17 protein-coding genes are annotated in these 16,793 nt (G+C 66.8%); 10 read left to right on the plus strand and 7 right to left on the minus strand.

What is annotated here, in order from left to right; translation table 11 throughout:
* Positions 1-97 precede the first annotated feature (97 nt).
* The gene (locus BLW27_RS06275; protein WP_245710795.1) at positions 98-979 is read left to right on the plus strand and encodes a DUF6473 family protein; all 882 of its coding nucleotides are present in this window, start codon (positions 98-100) and stop codon (positions 977-979) included.
* A 70-nt stretch (positions 980-1,049) separates the two neighbouring features.
* Here BLW27_RS06275 and BLW27_RS06280 read toward each other — a convergent pair whose 3' ends face one another.
* The 5 genes from BLW27_RS06280 to gloB form a co-directional block, all read right to left on the minus strand.
* Positions 1,050-1,976, minus strand: a complete 927-nt coding sequence (locus tag BLW27_RS06280; protein ID WP_089881018.1) for an electron transfer flavoprotein subunit alpha/FixB family protein — start codon at positions 1,974-1,976, stop codon at positions 1,050-1,052.
* Positions 1,976-2,734: an electron transfer flavoprotein subunit beta/FixA family protein gene (locus BLW27_RS06285; protein WP_089881020.1), complete on the minus strand. Its 759-nt coding sequence runs from the start codon at positions 2,732-2,734 to the stop codon at positions 1,976-1,978. The genes BLW27_RS06280 and BLW27_RS06285 overlap by 1 nt, the downstream gene beginning before the upstream one ends.
* A 150-nt stretch (positions 2,735-2,884) precedes the next feature.
* Positions 2,885-3,844, minus strand: coding sequence for a M23 family metallopeptidase (locus BLW27_RS06290; RefSeq protein ID WP_089881023.1), 960 nt, complete (start codon positions 3,842-3,844; stop codon positions 2,885-2,887).
* A 10-nt stretch (positions 3,845-3,854) separates the two neighbouring features.
* Entirely contained in the window at positions 3,855-6,185 is a 2,331-nt protein-coding gene (clpA, locus tag BLW27_RS06295) for an ATP-dependent Clp protease ATP-binding subunit ClpA (protein ID WP_089881026.1), read from the minus strand.
* Positions 6,186-6,341: 156 nt separating this feature from the next.
* A complete protein-coding gene (gloB, locus tag BLW27_RS06300) occupies positions 6,342-7,103 on the minus strand; it encodes a hydroxyacylglutathione hydrolase (protein WP_177177838.1) in 762 nt (253 codons plus the stop codon).
* 64 nt (positions 7,104-7,167) lie between these two features.
* On the opposite strand from gloB, the gene BLW27_RS06305 reads away from it, so the two are divergent.
* From BLW27_RS06305 to BLW27_RS06335, 7 genes are all read left to right on the plus strand, one after another.
* The gene (locus BLW27_RS06305; RefSeq protein WP_089881032.1) at positions 7,168-7,917 is read left to right on the plus strand and encodes a methyltransferase domain-containing protein; all 750 of its coding nucleotides are present in this window, start codon (positions 7,168-7,170) and stop codon (positions 7,915-7,917) included.
* 363 nt (positions 7,918-8,280) lie between these two features.
* On the plus strand, positions 8,281-8,847 hold the full coding sequence (locus BLW27_RS06310; protein WP_089881887.1) for a F0F1 ATP synthase subunit delta: 567 nt from the start codon (positions 8,281-8,283) through the stop codon (positions 8,845-8,847).
* Entirely contained in the window at positions 8,847-10,385 is a 1,539-nt protein-coding gene (atpA, locus tag BLW27_RS06315) for a F0F1 ATP synthase subunit alpha (protein ID WP_089881035.1), read from the plus strand. The genes BLW27_RS06310 and atpA overlap by 1 nt, the downstream gene beginning before the upstream one ends.
* Positions 10,386-10,397: 12 nt before the next feature.
* Positions 10,398-11,276, plus strand: a complete 879-nt coding sequence (locus BLW27_RS06320) for a F0F1 ATP synthase subunit gamma (RefSeq protein WP_089881038.1) — start codon at positions 10,398-10,400, stop codon at positions 11,274-11,276.
* Between the two features lie 18 nt (positions 11,277-11,294).
* Positions 11,295-12,719, plus strand: a complete 1,425-nt coding sequence (gene atpD / locus BLW27_RS06325) for a F0F1 ATP synthase subunit beta (RefSeq protein ID WP_089881042.1) — start codon at positions 11,295-11,297, stop codon at positions 12,717-12,719.
* 63 nt (positions 12,720-12,782) lie between these two features.
* Positions 12,783-13,217, plus strand: coding sequence for a F0F1 ATP synthase subunit epsilon (locus BLW27_RS06330; RefSeq protein WP_089881045.1), 435 nt, complete (start codon positions 12,783-12,785; stop codon positions 13,215-13,217).
* 92 nt (positions 13,218-13,309) lie between these two features.
* Positions 13,310-13,657: an H-type lectin domain-containing protein gene (locus tag BLW27_RS06335; RefSeq protein ID WP_089881048.1), complete on the plus strand. Its 348-nt coding sequence runs from the start codon at positions 13,310-13,312 to the stop codon at positions 13,655-13,657.
* Between the two features lie 11 nt (positions 13,658-13,668).
* On the opposite strand, the gene BLW27_RS06340 is transcribed toward BLW27_RS06335, so the two are convergent.
* Complete coding sequence (locus BLW27_RS06340) at positions 13,669-14,694, minus strand: ribose-phosphate pyrophosphokinase (protein ID WP_089881051.1); 1,026 nt, start codon at positions 14,692-14,694, stop codon at positions 13,669-13,671.
* 95 nt (positions 14,695-14,789) lie between these two features.
* Here BLW27_RS06340 and BLW27_RS06345 point away from each other — a divergent pair, with 95 nt between their 5' ends.
* Together BLW27_RS06345 and BLW27_RS06350 are read left to right on the plus strand one after the other, a co-directional pair.
* Complete coding sequence (locus tag BLW27_RS06345) at positions 14,790-15,389, plus strand: 2-hydroxychromene-2-carboxylate isomerase (protein WP_089881055.1); 600 nt, start codon at positions 14,790-14,792, stop codon at positions 15,387-15,389.
* Positions 15,386-16,177 (plus strand): alpha/beta fold hydrolase, encoded by a 792-nt coding sequence (locus tag BLW27_RS06350; protein WP_089881058.1) that lies wholly within the window; start codon positions 15,386-15,388, stop codon positions 16,175-16,177. The genes BLW27_RS06345 and BLW27_RS06350 overlap by 4 nt, the downstream gene beginning before the upstream one ends.
* Positions 16,178-16,192: 15 nt before the next feature.
* On the opposite strand, the gene plsY is transcribed toward BLW27_RS06350, so the two are convergent.
* Entirely contained in the window at positions 16,193-16,780 is a 588-nt protein-coding gene (gene plsY, locus BLW27_RS06355) for a glycerol-3-phosphate 1-O-acyltransferase PlsY (protein ID WP_089881061.1), read from the minus strand.
* Positions 16,781-16,793 lie beyond the last annotated feature (13 nt).

The following is a 16,793-nucleotide window of genomic DNA, read 5'->3' on the forward strand; positions in this document are numbered from 1 at the left end:
ACGCACCCCTTCGTGTTCGCGGCGCACCATAGGCCCGGCCGGCGGGCGGCTGCAAGGCGCTGGCGCGCCGGAAGACGCGCATTTTCGGTTTCATCCTTTGTTCGGGTTTTGCTTCGATGCTGGTGCAGTGAAGCTTGGGCCGGGGGTGGCGGCGATGGGTGTGATGGGATCGGGTGGTTCCGCGCTCGATTACGATTTTTGCCGATATGGCGAAAGCCGGGTGCGCTTTCGCGGGCCGGCGCGCGATCTGGACGGCGACTACGTTGCCTTCGCGGGCGGCACGGATACGTTCGGATTGTTCGTGCCCGTGCCGTTTCCCGACCTGATCGAGGAGGAGATCGGGCTGGCTTGCGTGAATCTGGGTGTGGTCAACGCCGGACCGGGCCTGTTCCTGAACGACCCGGCCGCTCGGGCGAGCGTGCGGGAAGCAAAGGCAACGGTTTTGCAGATGATGGGCGCGCAGAACCTGACGAACGCCCATTACAGCGTGCATCCCCGGCGAAACGACCGCTTCCTGCGCGCGTCGGACGCGCTGGTATCGCTCTTTCCCGAGATCGACTTCACCGAGTTCCACTACACGCGTCACATGCTCTCGGCTCTGGAATACGTGTCGCCCCATCGCTTCCGCATGGTGCTGCACGATCTGCGCAGCACGTGGGAGCAGCACATGACGCGCCTGATCGCCGCTGCGGGTGGTCCGGTTATCCTCTTGCGGTTCGCGACCGGCGAATCCCCGGGCGAAACAGATGACGCCCTGGCTCGCGATCCCGGGCTGGTCGACGGACCCATGGTGGCGCGGCTGGCGCAAAAGGCATTCGCTCTGGTCGACGTCGAAGACCTGCGCGACCGGGACACGACCTGGGGTAAAGTGCATCGCGCGCACGAGGTTGCCGCCGCGCGGGAATGCCTGGGCCCGGAGGCGCATGAACGCGCCGCCGAAGCGCTGGTTGGTCCGCTGCGTGCTGCGCTGGCACGGTGACGGACAGCGCCGCGGAGCAACAAGAAAGGCCCGCCGAAGGGGCGGGCCTTCAACAGCGGGTCGATCCTCGTCAGAGCTTCTCGGTCAGTTCCGGCACGGCTTCGAACAGGTCCGCCACCAGGCCGTAATCGGCGACTTGGAAAATCGGCGCCTCTTCGTCCTTGTTGATCGCCACGATGACCTTGCTGTCCTTCATGCCCGCGAGGTGCTGGATCGCCCCCGAGATGCCAAGCGCGATGTACAGATCGGGTGCGACCACCTTGCCGGTCTGGCCGACCTGCCAGTCATTCGGCGCGAAGCCGGAATCGACCGCCGCGCGCGACGCGCCCACGGCTGCGCCGAGCTTGTCCGCCAGCTTCTCGACGATGGCGAAGTTCTCTTCCGAGCCGATGCCGCGCCCGCCCGACACGACGATCCCGGCCGAGGTCAGCTCGGGGCGGTCGCTCTCGGCCAGCTTGTCCTCGACCCATTCCGACAGGCCCGGATCGCCGGCGGCGGCGACGTCCTCGACGCTGGCCGAGCCATCCATAGCGACGGCGTCGTAGGTCGAGGTCCGCACCGACATCACCTTGGTCGCGTCGGCGGACTTCACCGTCTGAATGGCGTTTCCGGCATAGACGGGGCGCTCGAACGTGTCGGCGTCGATCACCTTGGTGACGTCGGTGATGACCATCACGTCAAGCAGGGCGGCGACGCGCGGCAGGATGTTCTTCGCGTCGGTGGTGGCGGGGGCAACGATGTGGCTGTAGTCGCCCGCCATGCTCACGATCAGGTCGGCTACGGGCTCGGCCAGCCGGTGGCCGTACAGCGCATCCTCGGCCACGAGGACCTTTGCCGCGCCGGACAGCTTGGCCGCCTCGGCGGCGGCATCCTTCGCCTTCGCCGCGGCGCAGAGCACGGTCACGTCGCCCAGATGAGCCGCGGCTTTCATCGCCTTGGCGGTCGCGTCGACGGACAGGACGCCATCGGAAATCTCTGCTATCAGAAGTACGGCCATCACACAGCTCCCGTTTCTTTGAGCTTCGCCACCAGTTCGTCGACCGAGCCGACCATGATGCCGGCCGCGCGCCCGGCGGGTTCGGCGGTCTCGACCACGGTCAGGCGCGGGGTCACGTCGACGCCAAGATCGGCGGCGGTCTTCTCGTCCAGCGGTTTCTTCTTCGCCTTCATGATGTTCGGCAGCGAGGCGTAGCGCGGCTCGTTCAGGCGCAGGTCCGTGGTGATGACGGTGGGCATCTTCACCTTGATGGTCTGCAGGCCGCCATCGACCTCGCGTGTGACCACGGCGTTCTCGCCGTCGATGTCGACCTTGTTGGCATAGGTCGCCTGGCTCCAGCCCAGCAGGGCCGAGAGCATCTGGCCGGTCGCGCCCAGGTCGTTGTCGATCGCCTGCTTGCCGCAGATCACCAGGCCGGGCTTCTCGTCCTCGATCACCTTGGCGAGGATCTTGGCCACCGCCAGCGGCTCGATGTCGGTGTGCACGTCGTCGGCGGCCACGATCAGGATCGCGCGGTCGGCACCCATGGCCAGCGCGGTGCGCAGTGTCTCCTGCGCCTGCTTGACGCCGATCGAGACGGCGACCACCTCGTCGGCCTTGCCGGCCTCCTTGAGGCGGATGGCTTCCTCGACGGCGATCTCGTCGAACGGGTTCATCGACATCTTGACGTTGGCGAGATCGACCCCCGAGCCGTCCGCCTTCACGCGGACCTTCACGTTGTAGTCGATCACGCGCTTGACAGGTACCAGTACCTTCATTGGCTTCCTCTTCCCTTGTCCGGCGCGGCCCGGCCGCGCGATGCGTCTGGGGGCGTTGATAGCGCGCGTGGAACCGGGGAAACAGGGCAAAATCGACGCGGCTTGCGCATCGGACGCGGCGTTCGCGGCTATTGACGCCGTCAGATCCGGTCAGTCGGCCGACACCTTGATATAGGCTTGGCGGGCGCCGATCAGGGTATCGTCCCGCGTCAGCCGCGCATCACCGCGATATGCGCCGGGCGGCCAACCCGTGTCCGGAGCGCGCCGGCCGAACGCGCGGAACAGCTGCGCGCGGCTCTCGTCGATGCGGATTCTTCGGTCGAAGATCTCTCCCTCGGGGCCTTCGGCGCGCAGATGCAGGACGTCGCCCGGCTCGGCGAGGAAAACAAAGCCGTATAGGACCAGCGCGTCATCCGGCCGTGCGCTGCTTGCGCGGGCCGAGCCGTCGCGCACCGCGGCCATGTCGGGCAGAGCGGTGGCGAAACCCGCGGTGTGGAAGCCGGTCGGGACATAGGCGGGCGGATCGGTCCAGTATCCGGCTGCGGACGGGCCGCAATCTTTCTCTGCGGCGAAGGGATCGATTGCCGTGCCGTCGCCCTGCAGCAACGCGAAATGCAGGTGGGGAAAGGTCGTCTGCCCCGACAGCCCGACCATGCCCAAAGCGTCGCCGGCCTCGACCGAGGTGCCCGAAGCAACCGCGACGGAGCCTTCGCGCAGGTGGCAGTAGAGCGTCTTGAGCCCGTTCGCATGGCCGATCCGGACGGCGTTGCCGCACTCGATCTCGGCGATGGTGCCCGCGGTCTCGGCCGTCATCACGCGGTCGGGTACACCGTCACGCACCGCCTCGACGCCTCCCGGAGCGGCGGCGAGCACCGGAACGCCGGAATTCATCGCGGCCATGTCGGGAAGCGCGAGATCCGTCCCGCGATGTCCCTCGCGCGCCTTCAGCCCGCAGGTGTAATCGCGGGTGCCGGGTGTGGGATCGGTGTCGACATAATCCTCGATAAAACACGTCGTGCCGACCTCGCAGGCAATCGGCAGGCCCAGAAACGGCTCCGCCGCGAGAGTTCCCGCGGCGGAGATCAACATGGTCAGGGCAAGCGACCTCATGGCCAAGGGCTCACTCGGCGGTGAGCAGCGGCGGTTTCTTCGACGACAGCCGCGCGCGATCGGGGCCTTCGAGGTTGAGCTTGAGCTCGCCGTCCTCGACCGTGACGCGGACAACGCCTCCCTTGGTCAGCTTGCCGAACAGAAGTTCCTCGGCCAGCGGCTTCTTGATGTGCTCCTGGATCACGCGGCCCAGCGGGCGCGCGCCCATCTTGTCGTCATAGCCCTTGTCGGCGAGCCATTCGGCGGCCGGGCGCGACAGCTCGATGGTCACGTTGCGATCCATCAGCTGCGCCTCGAGTTGCAGCACGAACTTCTCGACAACCGACAGGATGACCTCTTTCGGCAGCGGCTTGAAGCTGATGACCGCGTCTAGGCGGTTGCGGAATTCCGGCGTGAAGGTGCGCTCAATCGCGGCCGTATCCTCGCCCTCGCGACGGTCGCGGCCGAAGCCGATTGCCGCCTTGGCCTGCTCGGTGGCACCGGCGTTCGAGGTCATGATCAGGATCACGTTGCGGAAGTCGACCGTCCGGCCGTTGTGGTCGGTCAGCGCGCCGTGGTCCATCACCTGCAGCAGGATGTTGTAGACATCCGGGTGCGCCTTCTCGATCTCGTCGAGCAGCAGCACACAATGGGGGTGCTGGTCGACGCCGTCGGTCAGCTGACCGCCCTGGTCGAAGCCGACATAGCCCGGAGGCGCGCCGATCAGGCGGCTGACCGCGTGTTTCTCCATGTATTCCGACATGTCGAAGCGCAACAGTTCCACGCCCAGCGAATCCGCCAGCTGCTTGGCCACCTCGGTCTTGCCCACGCCCGTGGGACCGGCGAAGAGATAGTTGCCGATGGGCTTTTCGGGCTCGCGCAGGCCTGCCCGGGCCAGCTTGATCGCCGAGGACAGCGCAACGATGGCGTCGTCCTGACCGAAGACCACGCGCTTGAGCGTCGCCTCGAGATCCTTGAGCACCTCGGCGTCGTCCTTTGACACGTTCTTCGGCGGGATGCGGGCGATCTTGGCGACGACGGCCTCGATCTCCTTGGTGCCGATGGACTTGCGCCGCTTGGACTGCGCGACCAGGTGCTGCGCCGCGCCGGCCTCGTCGATCACGTCGATCGCCTTGTCGGGCAGCTTGCGGTCGTTGATGTAGCGCGCGGACAGTTCCACCGCCGTCTTGATCGCGTCGCCGGTGTATTTGACGCTGTGATGCTCCTCGAAATAGGGCTTGAGGCCCTTGAGGATCTTCACCGTGTCGTCGACCGAAGGCTCGTTCACGTCGATTTTCTGGAACCGGCGGCTCAGTGCGCGGTCTTTCTCGAAGTGCTGGCGGAACTCCTTGTAGGTGGTCGAGCCCATGGTGCGGAGCTTGCCGCCCTGTAATGCGGGCTTCAGAAGGTTGGACGCGTCCATAGCGCCGCCGGACGTGGCGCCGGCGCCGATCACCGTGTGGATCTCGTCGATGAACAGCACTGCGTCGGGGTGCTCCTCGAGTTCGTTCACGACGGCCTTCAGCCGCTCCTCGAAGTCGCCGCGATAGCGCGTGCCGGCCAGCAGCGCGCCCATGTCGAGCGAGAAGATGGTGGTCTTCGAAAGCACCTCGGGGGTTTCGCCGCTGACGATCTTGCGCGCCAGCCCCTCGGCGATGGCGGTCTTGCCCACGCCCGGATCACCCACCAGCAGCGGGTTGTTCTTGCGGCGGCGGCACAGCACCTGGATGCAGCGCTCGACCTCCGACTCGCGGCCGATCAGCGGGTCGATGTCGCCTTCGCGCGACTTGGCGTTCAGGTCGACGCAGTATTTGCCCAGCGCCGACTCCTTGTCCGAGGCGGGCTGCGACGGCGCCTCGGTCGCGGCTTCCTCCTCGGCCTCGGTGGCGCCCTGTACTGGGCGCGCCTCGCCGTAGGCGGGGTTCTTGGCGACGCCATGCGCGATGAAGTTCACGGCGTCGTAGCGGGTCATGTCCTGCTCCTGCAGGAAATAGGCCGCATTGCTTTCGCGCTCGGCAAAGATGGCGACCAGAACGTTGGCGCCGGTGACCTCGGTCCGGCCCGAGGACTGGACGTGGATCGCTGCGCGCTGGATGACGCGCTGGAAGGCCGCCGTCGGCACCGCTTCGGAGCCTTCGATGTCGGTCACGAGGTTTGCCAGGTCCTCGTCGATGAACTCGACGAGGGTGGTGCGCAATTCCTCGGTGTCGACCGAACACGCCTTCATCACGCGGGACGCATCGGGTTCGTCGACCAGCGCAAGCAGAAGGTGTTCGAGCGTGGCGAATTCGTGGCTGCGCGAGTTCGCCAGGGCGAGCGCAGAGTGAATTGCCTGCTCAAGGGTCGTCGAGAATGAAGGCACGGGCGTGCTCCTCTTGTCTGCGCCAATCGTGGGATCAGCATTGCCTCGTAACATTAAAGTTTGGTCGATAGCCCCCGTTCTTCAAGTTTTTTCTTGCGTCACCCGATCACATCGACGTTCTGCGCCTGTTCGACTGGCGTGATCCGAGGCTCGCGGTCAGAACCTGTCCTTGCGGCCGCGGATCTCGGCGAAAACCTCTGCATCGCTGGCGCCCGCCATACCCAGCGTCTCTTTCATCGCCGGATCGCCCGCGCGCAGGAACGGGTTGGTCTCCAGCTCCAGCGACAGCGGCACCTGCGCGGTCGGCTCGCCGGCCTGACGGGCTGCCTCGATGTCGCGGGCGCGGGCGTGAAGCGCGGCATTGTCGGGATCGACGCTCAGCGCGAAGCGGGCATTGGCGGCGGTGTACTCGTGACCCGAGTATACCATCGTCTCGGGCGGCAGCGCCATCAGCTTCGACAGGCTGTGCCACATCATTTCGGGCGTGCCCTCGAACACGCGACCGCATCCAAGCGCCATCAGGCTGTCGGCGGTGAACACGGCGCCCGCCTTGTCAAAGTGGAACGCCACGTGGCCCAGCGTGTGGCCCGGCACCTCGATCACGCGGAACTCCAGCTCGCCGGTGCCGCCGGTGTCGCCGTCGACCCAGCCGGTGGCGATCGGCGGCAGCTTGGACTGCTCGGATCGCGGCCCGGTCACGGTGCAGCCGTAGCGCTCGACCAGGTCGGCGACGCCGCCCACGTGGTCGTGGTGGTGGTGCGTGATCAGGATGGTGTCGAGGCTCCAGCCGCGTTCGTCCAGCGCGCCCGCGATTGGCGCGGCCTCGGGGGCGTCGACCAGGTAGGTCGTGTTGCCGTCGCTGACCAGGTAGGCGTAGTTGTCGCTCAGGCAGGGCACGGTCACGATGTCGATGGGCATGGTCAATCCTTCCCGGCTTTGTCTAAGGTCGTCCCGACACTGACTGATCGGGCGGAGCGCCGCAATGCATCTGGACGTCGGCACCCTGCGCAACTTCTACTATCGCAGCGCCCTCGGCCGCGCGGCGCAGAAGGTCATCCGCGACCAGGTGCTGGAGTGGTGGCCGGACACGCAGCGCATGACCGTCGTGGGCTATGGTTTTGCCGTGCCGTTGCTGCGCCCCTACCTCGACAACTCGCGCCGGGTGATCGGCCTGATGCCGGCGCCGCAGGGCGTGATGCCGTGGCCGGCCGGCATGCCGAACGTCAGCGTGCTGTGCGAGGAGACGCGCTGGCCGATGGAGACCGGGCACGTCGACCGGCTGATCCTGATGCACGGGCTGGAGACGTCCGAAAGCCCGTCCGAGTTGCTGGACGAGGCCTATCGCGTGCTGGGCCCGGGCGGCGAGGCGATGTTCATCCTTCCCAACCGCTCGGGGTTGTGGGCGCGATCGGACGCCACGCCGTTCGGCTACGGCCGGCCCTATTCTCTGACGCAGCTGGAAAGCCAGCTCAAGCGCCACGATTTCGTGCCGGGCGACCACGTGTCGGTCCTGTACCAGCCGCCGTCGACGCGGCGCTTCTGGATGAAGACCGCCGGGTTCTGGGAGCGCACCGGCCGCGCGGTGCCCGCCGTGACGGCCGGCGGCGTGATGATGGTGCGCGCGTCCAAGCGCCACCCGCCGCGCCGGCGCGGCGTGGGCGAGACGGCGCGGATCCTCAACCCGCTCGAGGTGCTGCAGCCGAAGCCGGGCAAGGCGGCCAAGCCGGCCTGAGCCGGCGGCGGCGGCGATTCCCGCACGCGACCGCGCGTCGTCATCGGCCGCCCCGGCGCTGCAGGCAGGGGTCGTCTCGCAACTGGGCGATCGCGCGGGGGATTGAACTGGCCGCGCCGTGGGCGCTAACGTCGCATCCGGACGGTGCGCGATCCGCGCTTTTCCAATGGAAAGATCCGCTTTTCGACCCGCGCGGGCTGCCAGCGCGGCACAGTGCCCCTGATTGACGTAAGCATGTTGCGGGGTCGAGACGGCTCTGCTACATCCCGCCGCGATCCATACGCCTTGCGGTGAGACAAGGTGAACCACGCCTCCATGCGCCCGGACATCCCGGTGCGCAGCGGGGGCATGATTATCGGAAGGGTGGACGTGTCTGAATCAGCTTCGATTTCCTCCGGCATCGCCGCGCGCTATGCCGCCGCCGTGTTCGAGATCGTCCGGGAAGAGGGTGCGCTCGACACGCTCGAATCCAACCTCGACGATCTCACCACGGCGCTGAACGAAAGCGCCGACCTGCGTGATCTGCTTGCCTCGCCGGTCTATTCGCGCGACCAGCAGCGGGCCGCGATCACCGCCATCGCCGAGAAGATGGGGTTGATGACGCCGCTGAAGAACGTGCTGGGCCTGATGGCCGCCAAGCGCCGGCTGTTCGTCGTGCCGCACTTGGTGACCCGCCTGCGCGCGATGATCGCCGACGAGAAGGGCGAAGTGACCGCGGACGTGACCAGCGCCACACCGCTGTCGGCCGATCAGGCCGCAAAGCTTTCCGAGACGCTCAAGGCCAAGGTGGGCCGCGACGTCAAGATCAATGCGACCGTGGATGAGCGTCTCATCGGCGGTCTTGTCGTCAAGGTGGGCTCGAAGATGATCGATACCTCGATCCGCGCGAAGCTCAATTCCCTCCAGAATGCAATGAAAGAGGTCGGATAATGGGTATCCAAGCAGCCGAGATTTCTGCGATCCTGAAGGAGCAGATCAAGAACTTCGGCCAGGAGGCCGAGGTCGCCGAAGTGGGTCGCGTCCTGTCCGTCGGCGACGGCATCGCCCGTGTCTTCGGCCTCGACAACATCCAGGCCGGCGAGATGGTCGAGTTCCCCGGCGGCATCCAGGGGATGGCGCTGAACCTCGAGACCGACAACGTCGGTATCGTGATCTTCGGCTCGGACCGGGACATCAAGGAAGGCGACGTCGTCAAGCGCACGAACTCCATCGTGGACGTGCCGGCGGGTGACGCCCTTCTGGGCCGGGTCGTGGACGGCCTGGGCAACCCGCTGGACGGCAAGGGTCCGATCGAGACCACCGAGCGCCGCGTCGCCGACGTCAAGGCGCCGGGCATCATTCCGCGCAAGTCGGTTCACGAGCCCATGGCGACCGGCCTGAAGGCGATCGACGCGATGATCCCGATCGGCCGCGGCCAGCGCGAACTGATCATCGGCGACCGCCAGACCGGCAAGTCGGCCGTCGCCCTCGACGCGATCCTGAACCAGAAGTCGTACAACGACGCCGCCGGCGACGACAAGACGCAAAAGCTGTACTGCGTCTACGTGGCGATCGGCCAGAAGCGCTCGACGGTGGCTCAGCTGGTGAAGAAGCTGGAAGAAACCGGCGCGATGGAATACTCGATCGTGGTCGCCGCGACCGCGTCGGACCCCGCGCCGATGCAGTTCCTGGCGCCCTACGCCGCGACCGCGATGGCGGAATACTTCCGCGACAACGGCCGCCATGCGCTGATCGTCTACGACGACCTGTCCAAGCAGGCCGTGTCCTACCGCCAGATGTCGCTGCTGCTGCGCCGCCCGCCGGGCCGCGAAGCCTATCCGGGCGACGTGTTCTACCTCCACTCGCGCCTGCTGGAACGTTCGGCCAAGCTGAACGAGGACAACGGCGCGGGCTCGCTGACGGCGCTGCCGATCATCGAGACGCAGGGCGGCGACGTGTCGGCCTTCATCCCGACCAACGTGATCTCGATCACCGACGGCCAGATCTTCCTCGAGACCGAGCTGTTCTACCAGGGCATCCGCCCGGCGGTGAACACCGGCCTGTCGGTGTCGCGCGTGGGGTCGTCCGCCCAGACCAACGCGATGAAGTCCGTCGCCGGCCCGATCAAGCTGTCGCTCGCCCAGTACCGCGAGATGGCCGCCTTCGCGCAGTTCGGTTCCGACCTCGACGCCTCGACCCAGCGCCTGCTGAACCGTGGCGCGCGCCTGACCGAGCTGATGAAGCAGCCGCAATACTCGCCGCTCACCAACGCCGAGATCGTCGTGGTGATCTGCGCCGGCACGCTGGGGTACCTCGACAAGATCAAGGTTTCCGACGTGGGCCGGTTCGAGCAGGGCCTGCTGACCTTCGTGCGCTCGAAGCACCGCGACCTGCTCGACTGGATCACCAACGAGGATCCGAAGATCAAGGGTGACAACGAGGCCAAGATCAAAGCGGTTCTCGACGCGTACGCCGCCGACTTCTCGTAAGGGGGAAAGGCATTGGCCAATCTCAAGGACCTGAAAAACCGGATCGCGTCGGTCAAGTCGACCCGCAAGATCACCAAGGCCATGCAGATGGTGGCCGCCGCGAAACTGCGGCGGGCACAGGACGCTGCCGAACAGGCCCGGCCCTACGCCGAGCGCTTCAACGCCGTGATGGCGTCGCTGGCCGCATCGGTCGGCGACAGCAGCACTGCGCCGAAGCTGCTGGCCGGCACCGGCAAGGACGACGTCCACCTGCTCGTCGTGATGACCTCGGAACGCGGGCTTTGCGGTGGTTTCAACAGCTCGATCGTCAAGCTGGCGCGCACGCATATCCAGCGGCTGCGCGGCGAGGGCAAGACGGTCAAGATCCTGACCGTCGGCAAGAAGGGCCGCGAGCAGCTCAAGCGCGACCATTCCGACAAGTTCGTCGGCCACGTCGACTTCACCGAGGTGAAGCGCATCGGCTATGCCGACGCGCAGGGCGTGGCGCAGGACGTGCTGGACCGCTTCGACGCCGAGGAATTCGACGTGGCGACGATCTTCTTCGCCAAGTTCAACTCGGTCATCAGCCAGGACCCGACGGCGCAGCAGATCATCCCCGCCAAGTTCGAGGCGGCCGAGGATGCGGACGACAGCGCGGCCCTGTACGACTACGAGCCTGACGAGGAGACGATCCTGGCCGATCTGCTGCCGCGCAGCATCGCGATCCAGATCTTCACTGCCCTGCTGGAAAATGGCGCGTCCGAACAGGGCGCCCGGATGAGCGCGATGGACAACGCCACCCGCAACGCGGGCGAGATGATCGACAAGCTGACGATCGAGTACAACCGCTCGCGCCAGGCCGTCATCACCAACGAGCTGATCGAAATCATTTCGGGCGCCGAGGCGCTCTAACGAACCCGGAGACACAAAATGGCTAACGCAAAAGGCAAGATCACCCAGGTGATTGGCGCCGTTGTCGACGTTCAGTTCGGCGACCACCTGCCCGAAATCCTGAACGCGCTGATCACCGACAACAACGGCAAGCGGCTGGTTCTCGAGGTGGCACAGCACCTCGGCGAGAACACCGTGCGCTGCATCGCGATGGACGCCACCGAAGGCCTCGTGCGCGGTCAGGAAGTGACCGACACCGACGGCCCGATCTCGGTGCCCGTGGGCAACGCCACGCTGGGCCGCATCCTCAACGTCGTGGGCGAGCCCGTGGACGAGGGCGAGCCGATCAACGCCGACGAATACCGCCCGATCCACGCGCCTGCGCCGGAATTCGTGGAGCAGTCGACCGAGTCGGAAATCCTGGTCACCGGCATCAAGGTCATCGACCTGCTGGCGCCCTACTCCAAGGGCGGCAAGATCGGCCTGTTCGGCGGCGCCGGCGTGGGCAAGACGGTTCTGATCATGGAACTGATCAACAACATCGCCAAGGTGCACTCGGGCTACTCGGTGTTCGCCGGCGTGGGTGAGCGTACCCGCGAAGGCAACGACCTCTACCACGAGATGATCGAATCCAACGTCATCAAGCCCGACAACCTGTCGGAAAGCCAGGTGGCGCTGGTCTACGGCCAGATGAACGAGCCTCCGGGCGCGCGTGCCCGCGTCGCCCTGACCGGCCTCACGCTGGCCGAGCAGTTCCGCGACCAGTCCGGTACCGACGTCCTGTTCTTCGTCGACAACATCTTCCGCTTCACGCAGGCGGGTTCCGAAGTGTCGGCGCTTCTGGGCCGGATTCCCTCGGCCGTGGGCTACCAGCCGACGCTGGCCACCGACATGGGCCAGATGCAGGAACGCATCACCTCGACCAAGTCGGGCTCGATCACCTCGATCCAGGCCGTCTACGTTCCCGCGGACGACCTCACCGACCCCGCGCCGGCCACGACCTTCGCGCACCTCGACGCGACGACGGTTCTCAACCGCGCGATCTCGGAGCTCGGCATCTACCCGGCCGTGGACCCGCTCGACTCGACCTCGCGCCTGATGGACCCGGGCATCGTCGGCGAAGAGCACTACAAGGTGGCGCGCGACGTGCAGGGCATCCTGCAGCGCTACAAGTCGCTTCAGGACATCATTGCCATCCTCGGGATGGACGAACTGTCGGAAGAGGACAAGCTGACGGTGGCCCGCGCGCGCAAGATCCAGCGCTTCCTGTCGCAGCCCTTCGACGTGGCGAAGGTCTTCACCGGCTCGGACGGCGTGCAGGTCCCGCTCGAGGACACGATCAAGTCGTTCAAGGCGGTCGTGGCCGGTGAGTACGACCACCTGCCCGAAGGCGCCTTCTACATGGTCGGCGGCATTGAGGAAGTGAAGGCCAAGGCCGAGAAGATGGCCTCGGAAGCGGCATAAGCGGTAGCGCGGCCCGTCCTTTCGGGGGTGGGCCCCATCGACAGCGAGACGAAGGAGCCAGACATGGCTGAGACAATGCAGTTCGACCTCGTCAGCCCGGAGCGGCTGCTGCTGTCGACGCAGGTCACCGCGGTGCGCATCCCCGCCACCGATGGCGACATGACGGCGATGCCGAACCACGCGCCGACGATCACCACGCTGCGCCCCGGCATCCTCTTGGTCGAAACCGAAAGCGGCCGCCAGGAATTCGTGGTCACCGGCGGCTTCGCCGAGATCGGCGAGACGCTGTCGGTTCTGGCCGAACGCGCGCTGGCGCGCGAGGACGTCGACCAGGCGACCTATGATTCGCTCGTGGCCGAGGCCAGAAGCGCCTACGAGAAGACCAAGGAAACCTTCAAGAACGAGCCCGGCCCGGTCGACGACGCGGCCAAGCTGCTCAGCGACATGGTCGCCGTGGGCACGCATATCGGGCTGGACCCGAAGCAGCCGGCGATCTGAGCGGCCGCCCGGCGCAACGTTCCGGCCCTGCCTTTCGGCGGGGCCTTTTTCTTTTTGGGGCGCGGCCCGGTGCCCGGATGTGGAGAAAGGCGATGCAGAGGTTCCCGCGCGGCCAACTGGCGATTGATCAGGGCGAGACCGAGGTCTTCTCGGAATACGAGGAGGGCGGCCCGATGTGGACCGGAAGCGGGTCGCGTGAACGCCGCCGGACCGTGACCTTCGCCACGCCGTTCCTCGCCCCGCCTGTGGTACAGGCGACCGTCTCGCTTTGGGATACGGACCAGAGCACCAACCTGCGCGCCGATATCACCGCGGAACACGTGACGCCCGAGGGCTGCGAGCTGGTCTTCCGGACTTGGGGCGACACGCGCATCGCGCGCATCCGCATGCGCTGGATTGCGATCGGCGCCGTGGCGTCCGAGGATGACTGGCCGGTCTAGCGGGCGCCGTCTCAGTCTGATTGTTGGCCGAGGATGCCCTCGTAGATCGGGCCCAGCGTGTCGGTCTCGAACAGGGACGAGACGCTGGTGCCGTTCCAGATGTTCAGGATCGCCTGCGCGAATAGCGGCGCGGTGGGCAGAACGCGGATGTTCGGCGCGGCCTTGATCGCGTCGGTCGGCTGGATCGAATCCGTCAGCACCAGCGACTTCATCACTGATTTGCTCACCCGCTCGACAGCCGGGCCGGACATGACCCCGTGGCTGATATAGGCGTGCACTTCGGTCGCGCCGTGCTCCATCAGCACCTCGGCGGCCTTGCACAGCGTGCCCGCGGTATCGCAGATGTCGTCAACGATCACGCATTTCTTGCCGCTGACGTCACCGATCACGGTCATCTCGGCGACTTCGCCGGCGCGCTCGCGGCGCTTGTCGACGATCGACAGCGGCGCGCCGATGCGCTTGGCCAGTTCGCGCGCGCGAGCCACGCCGCCGACGTCCGGGCTGACGACCATGAGTTCTTCGGCGGGGTTGTCGAATTGCTGCAGGATGTCCAGTCCGAAGATCGGGCTGGCATAGAGGTTGTCGACCGGGATGTCGAAGAAGCCCTGGATCTGCGCCGCGTGCAGGTCCAGCGTCAGCACCCGCTCGATCCCGGCGCTGGTGATCATGTTCGACACCAGCTTGGCGGTGATCGGCGTGCGCGCCTTGGTGCGGCGATCCTGACGGGCATAGCCGAAATAGGGGATCACGGCCGTGATCCGCGCCGCCGACGACCGGCGTAGCGCGTCCGCCATGATCAGCAGCTCCATCAGGTTGTCGTTCGCGGGATTCGAGGTCGATTGCAGGATGAACATGTCCTCGCCGCGGACGTTCTCGTAGACTTCGACGAAGATCTCCTGGTCGTTGAACCGCTCGATCCGGGCATCGACCAGCCCGACGCTCATCCCCCGATACAGCGACATGCGCCGCGCGATGGCCTTGGCCAGCGGCAGGTTGGCGTTACCGGAAATAAGCTTGGGTTCTACGACGGCTGGCATGGGCGAAGGCTCCGAAGATGGCGGATTCGTGACGTTGCGGACCGCTTAGCATGCGCCTACCCTGCCCGCCAGCAACAGCGGACGGGGGATGCCGGATGGCTCATATCGACTATTTTTTCGCGACTTTGTCGCCCTACGCCTACCTCGCCGGCACCCGGCTCGAGGACATTGCCAAGCGGCACAGCGCGACCTTGACCTACAAGCCGCTGGACGTGATCGCGCTGTTCTCGCGCACAGGGGGGACGCCGCCCAAGGACCGGCATCCGAACCGGCAGGAATACCGCGCGCAGGACCTGGCGCGGCAGGCCAAGAAGCACGGCATGCCGATCAACCTGAAGCCAGCGCACTGGCCGACGAACCCGGCGCCCTCGTCCTACGCGATCATCGCCGCGCAGAAGGCCGGCGGCGGCGACATGGGCAAGCTAGTCCACGGCTTCTTGCGCGCCTGCTGGGCCGAAGAGCGCGACATCGCCGAGGATGCGGTGATACGCGAGTGCCTTCTCGCGGCGGGCTTCGACCCCAAGGTGGCCGATCGCGGGCTGCTGGAAGGGGCCGAGACCTATTCCCGCAACCTCGACGAGGCGGTCGATCGTGGCGTCTTCGGCGCGCCGTTCTACATCACAGACGGTGACCAGCGGTTCTGGGGCAACGATCGGCTGGAGGATCTCGATCTGCACCTGTCGGGCCGGCTTTGACGGCCGCGTCCGGTAGCGCCGAGGTGCTGCACATCCACGTCCGCGAGTTCGGCGCCGGGCATACGCCCGCTTTGCTGCTGCATTGCGGGCAGGGCCGGGGCGGCATGTGGCGCGGCGTGGCGCAGCATCTGCACGATCGCTACGCGATGACAGCACCCGATTTCCCCGGCCATGGCCGCAGCGATCCCTGGCCTGCGGGGCAGGACGTGCACGACGTGGCCACCGATGCGGTCGAGCCCTTCGTGCGCGACGGCGCGCACGTGATCGGCCACAGCTTCGGCGCCACGGTGGCGCTGCGCCTCGCGCTGCGGCGGCCGGATCGCGTCGCGCGGCTGGTGCTGATCGAGCCGGTGCTGTTCGCAGCCGCCCGCAACAGCCCCGAAGCCGCGCTCCAGCAACAGGCCGACGCCGCGTTCACCGCCGCCTGCAAGGCCGGCGACATGGCCGCCGCCGCGCGCGCTTTCAACCGGCAATGGGGCGCGGGCCAGCGCTGGGACGACCTGCGCGACGACACCCGCGCCGCGATGGCGCGGTCGATCCCGTTCATCCTCGCCTCGGAACCGGCCCTGCGTGACGACCGCGCCCGCCTGCTCGCGCCCGGCGGGTTGGAATTGCTGCCGATGCCGGTCACGCTGGTCCGCGGGGCGCGGACGCAGCCGGTGGTCGCGGCCATCCATCGCGCGCTGGCCAAGCGTATCCCCGACGCCTCGGAAACGGTGATTCCGGGAGCGGGTCACATGGTGCCGATCACGCATCCTGACGCGGTCGCGAAGGCGATCGTGGGTTGAGCTTAAGTCAAGGCTTCAGAGCTTCCGGCGCAGGGTCGGCTCGGTGCCGGCGCGCAGCCGCTCGATGTTCTGCCGGTGCCGCCAGAAGATAACGCCGGTCATGATAAGCCCCACCGGCACCAGGTTGGGATAGTCCAGCACCCACATCCAGATCGGCGTGGCCGCCGCGGCCGCCAGCGCTCCCAGGGACGAGATCCGCACCACGCCCACCACCGCGAGCCATGTCGCACAGGCGGCCAGTCCGACTGGCCAGGCCAGCGCCAGCACGGTGCCCAGGAAGGTCGCCACGCCCTTTCCGCCGTGAAAGCGCAGCCAGACCGGGAAGCAGTGCCCAACGAAAGCCGCCAAGCCCGCCCAATGCGCGATCTGCGGACCGGACATCACGTGCACGATCCCGACCGCGATCGCGCCCTTGCCGGCGTCCAGGATCAGCGTCGCGGCGGCGGCGGGCTTGTTCCCGGTGCGCAGGACGTTCGTCGCGCCGATATTGCCCGAGCCGATCTTGCGCAGGTCGCCCAGCCCCAGTGCGCGCGTGATGACAAGGCCGAACGGGACGGACCCCAGCAGGTAGCCCAACGCGATCCACAGAGCCGACGTGATCATTTCGGGATCTCCC

Origin of the sequence: Citreimonas salinaria (genome assembly GCF_900107235.1) — a bacterium.
In the GTDB taxonomy this organism is placed as follows: Bacteria; Pseudomonadota; Alphaproteobacteria; order Rhodobacterales; family Rhodobacteraceae; genus Citreimonas; species Citreimonas salinaria.

Bases quoted from the DNA above. Each gene is read 5' to 3' on its own strand.
- BLW27_RS06305 (WP_089881032.1), top strand. From the start codon at position 7,168: ATGCATCTGGACGTCGGCACCCTGCGCAACTTCTACTATCGCAGCGCC.
- BLW27_RS06285 (WP_089881020.1), bottom strand. From the start codon at position 2,734: ATGAAGGTACTGGTACCTGTCAAGCGCGTGATCGACTACAACGTGAAG.
- gloB (WP_177177838.1), bottom strand. From the start codon at position 7,103: ATGCCCATCGACATCGTGACCGTGCCCTGCCTGAGCGACAACTACGCC.
- BLW27_RS06335 (WP_089881048.1), top strand. From the start codon at position 13,310: ATGCAGAGGTTCCCGCGCGGCCAACTGGCGATTGATCAGGGCGAGACC.
- atpA (WP_089881035.1), top strand. From the start codon at position 8,847: ATGGGTATCCAAGCAGCCGAGATTTCTGCGATCCTGAAGGAGCAGATC.
- BLW27_RS06290 (WP_089881023.1), bottom strand. From the start codon at position 3,844: ATGAGGTCGCTTGCCCTGACCATGTTGATCTCCGCCGCGGGAACTCTC.
- BLW27_RS06280 (WP_089881018.1), bottom strand. From the start codon at position 1,976: ATGGCCGTACTTCTGATAGCAGAGATTTCCGATGGCGTCCTGTCCGTC.
- BLW27_RS06345 (WP_089881055.1), top strand. From the start codon at position 14,790: ATGGCTCATATCGACTATTTTTTCGCGACTTTGTCGCCCTACGCCTAC.
- BLW27_RS06340 (WP_089881051.1), bottom strand. From the start codon at position 14,694: ATGCCAGCCGTCGTAGAACCCAAGCTTATTTCCGGTAACGCCAACCTG.
- BLW27_RS06330 (WP_089881045.1), top strand. From the start codon at position 12,783: ATGGCTGAGACAATGCAGTTCGACCTCGTCAGCCCGGAGCGGCTGCTG.
- atpD (WP_089881042.1), top strand. From the start codon at position 11,295: ATGGCTAACGCAAAAGGCAAGATCACCCAGGTGATTGGCGCCGTTGTC.
- plsY (WP_089881061.1), bottom strand. From the start codon at position 16,780: ATGATCACGTCGGCTCTGTGGATCGCGTTGGGCTACCTGCTGGGGTCC.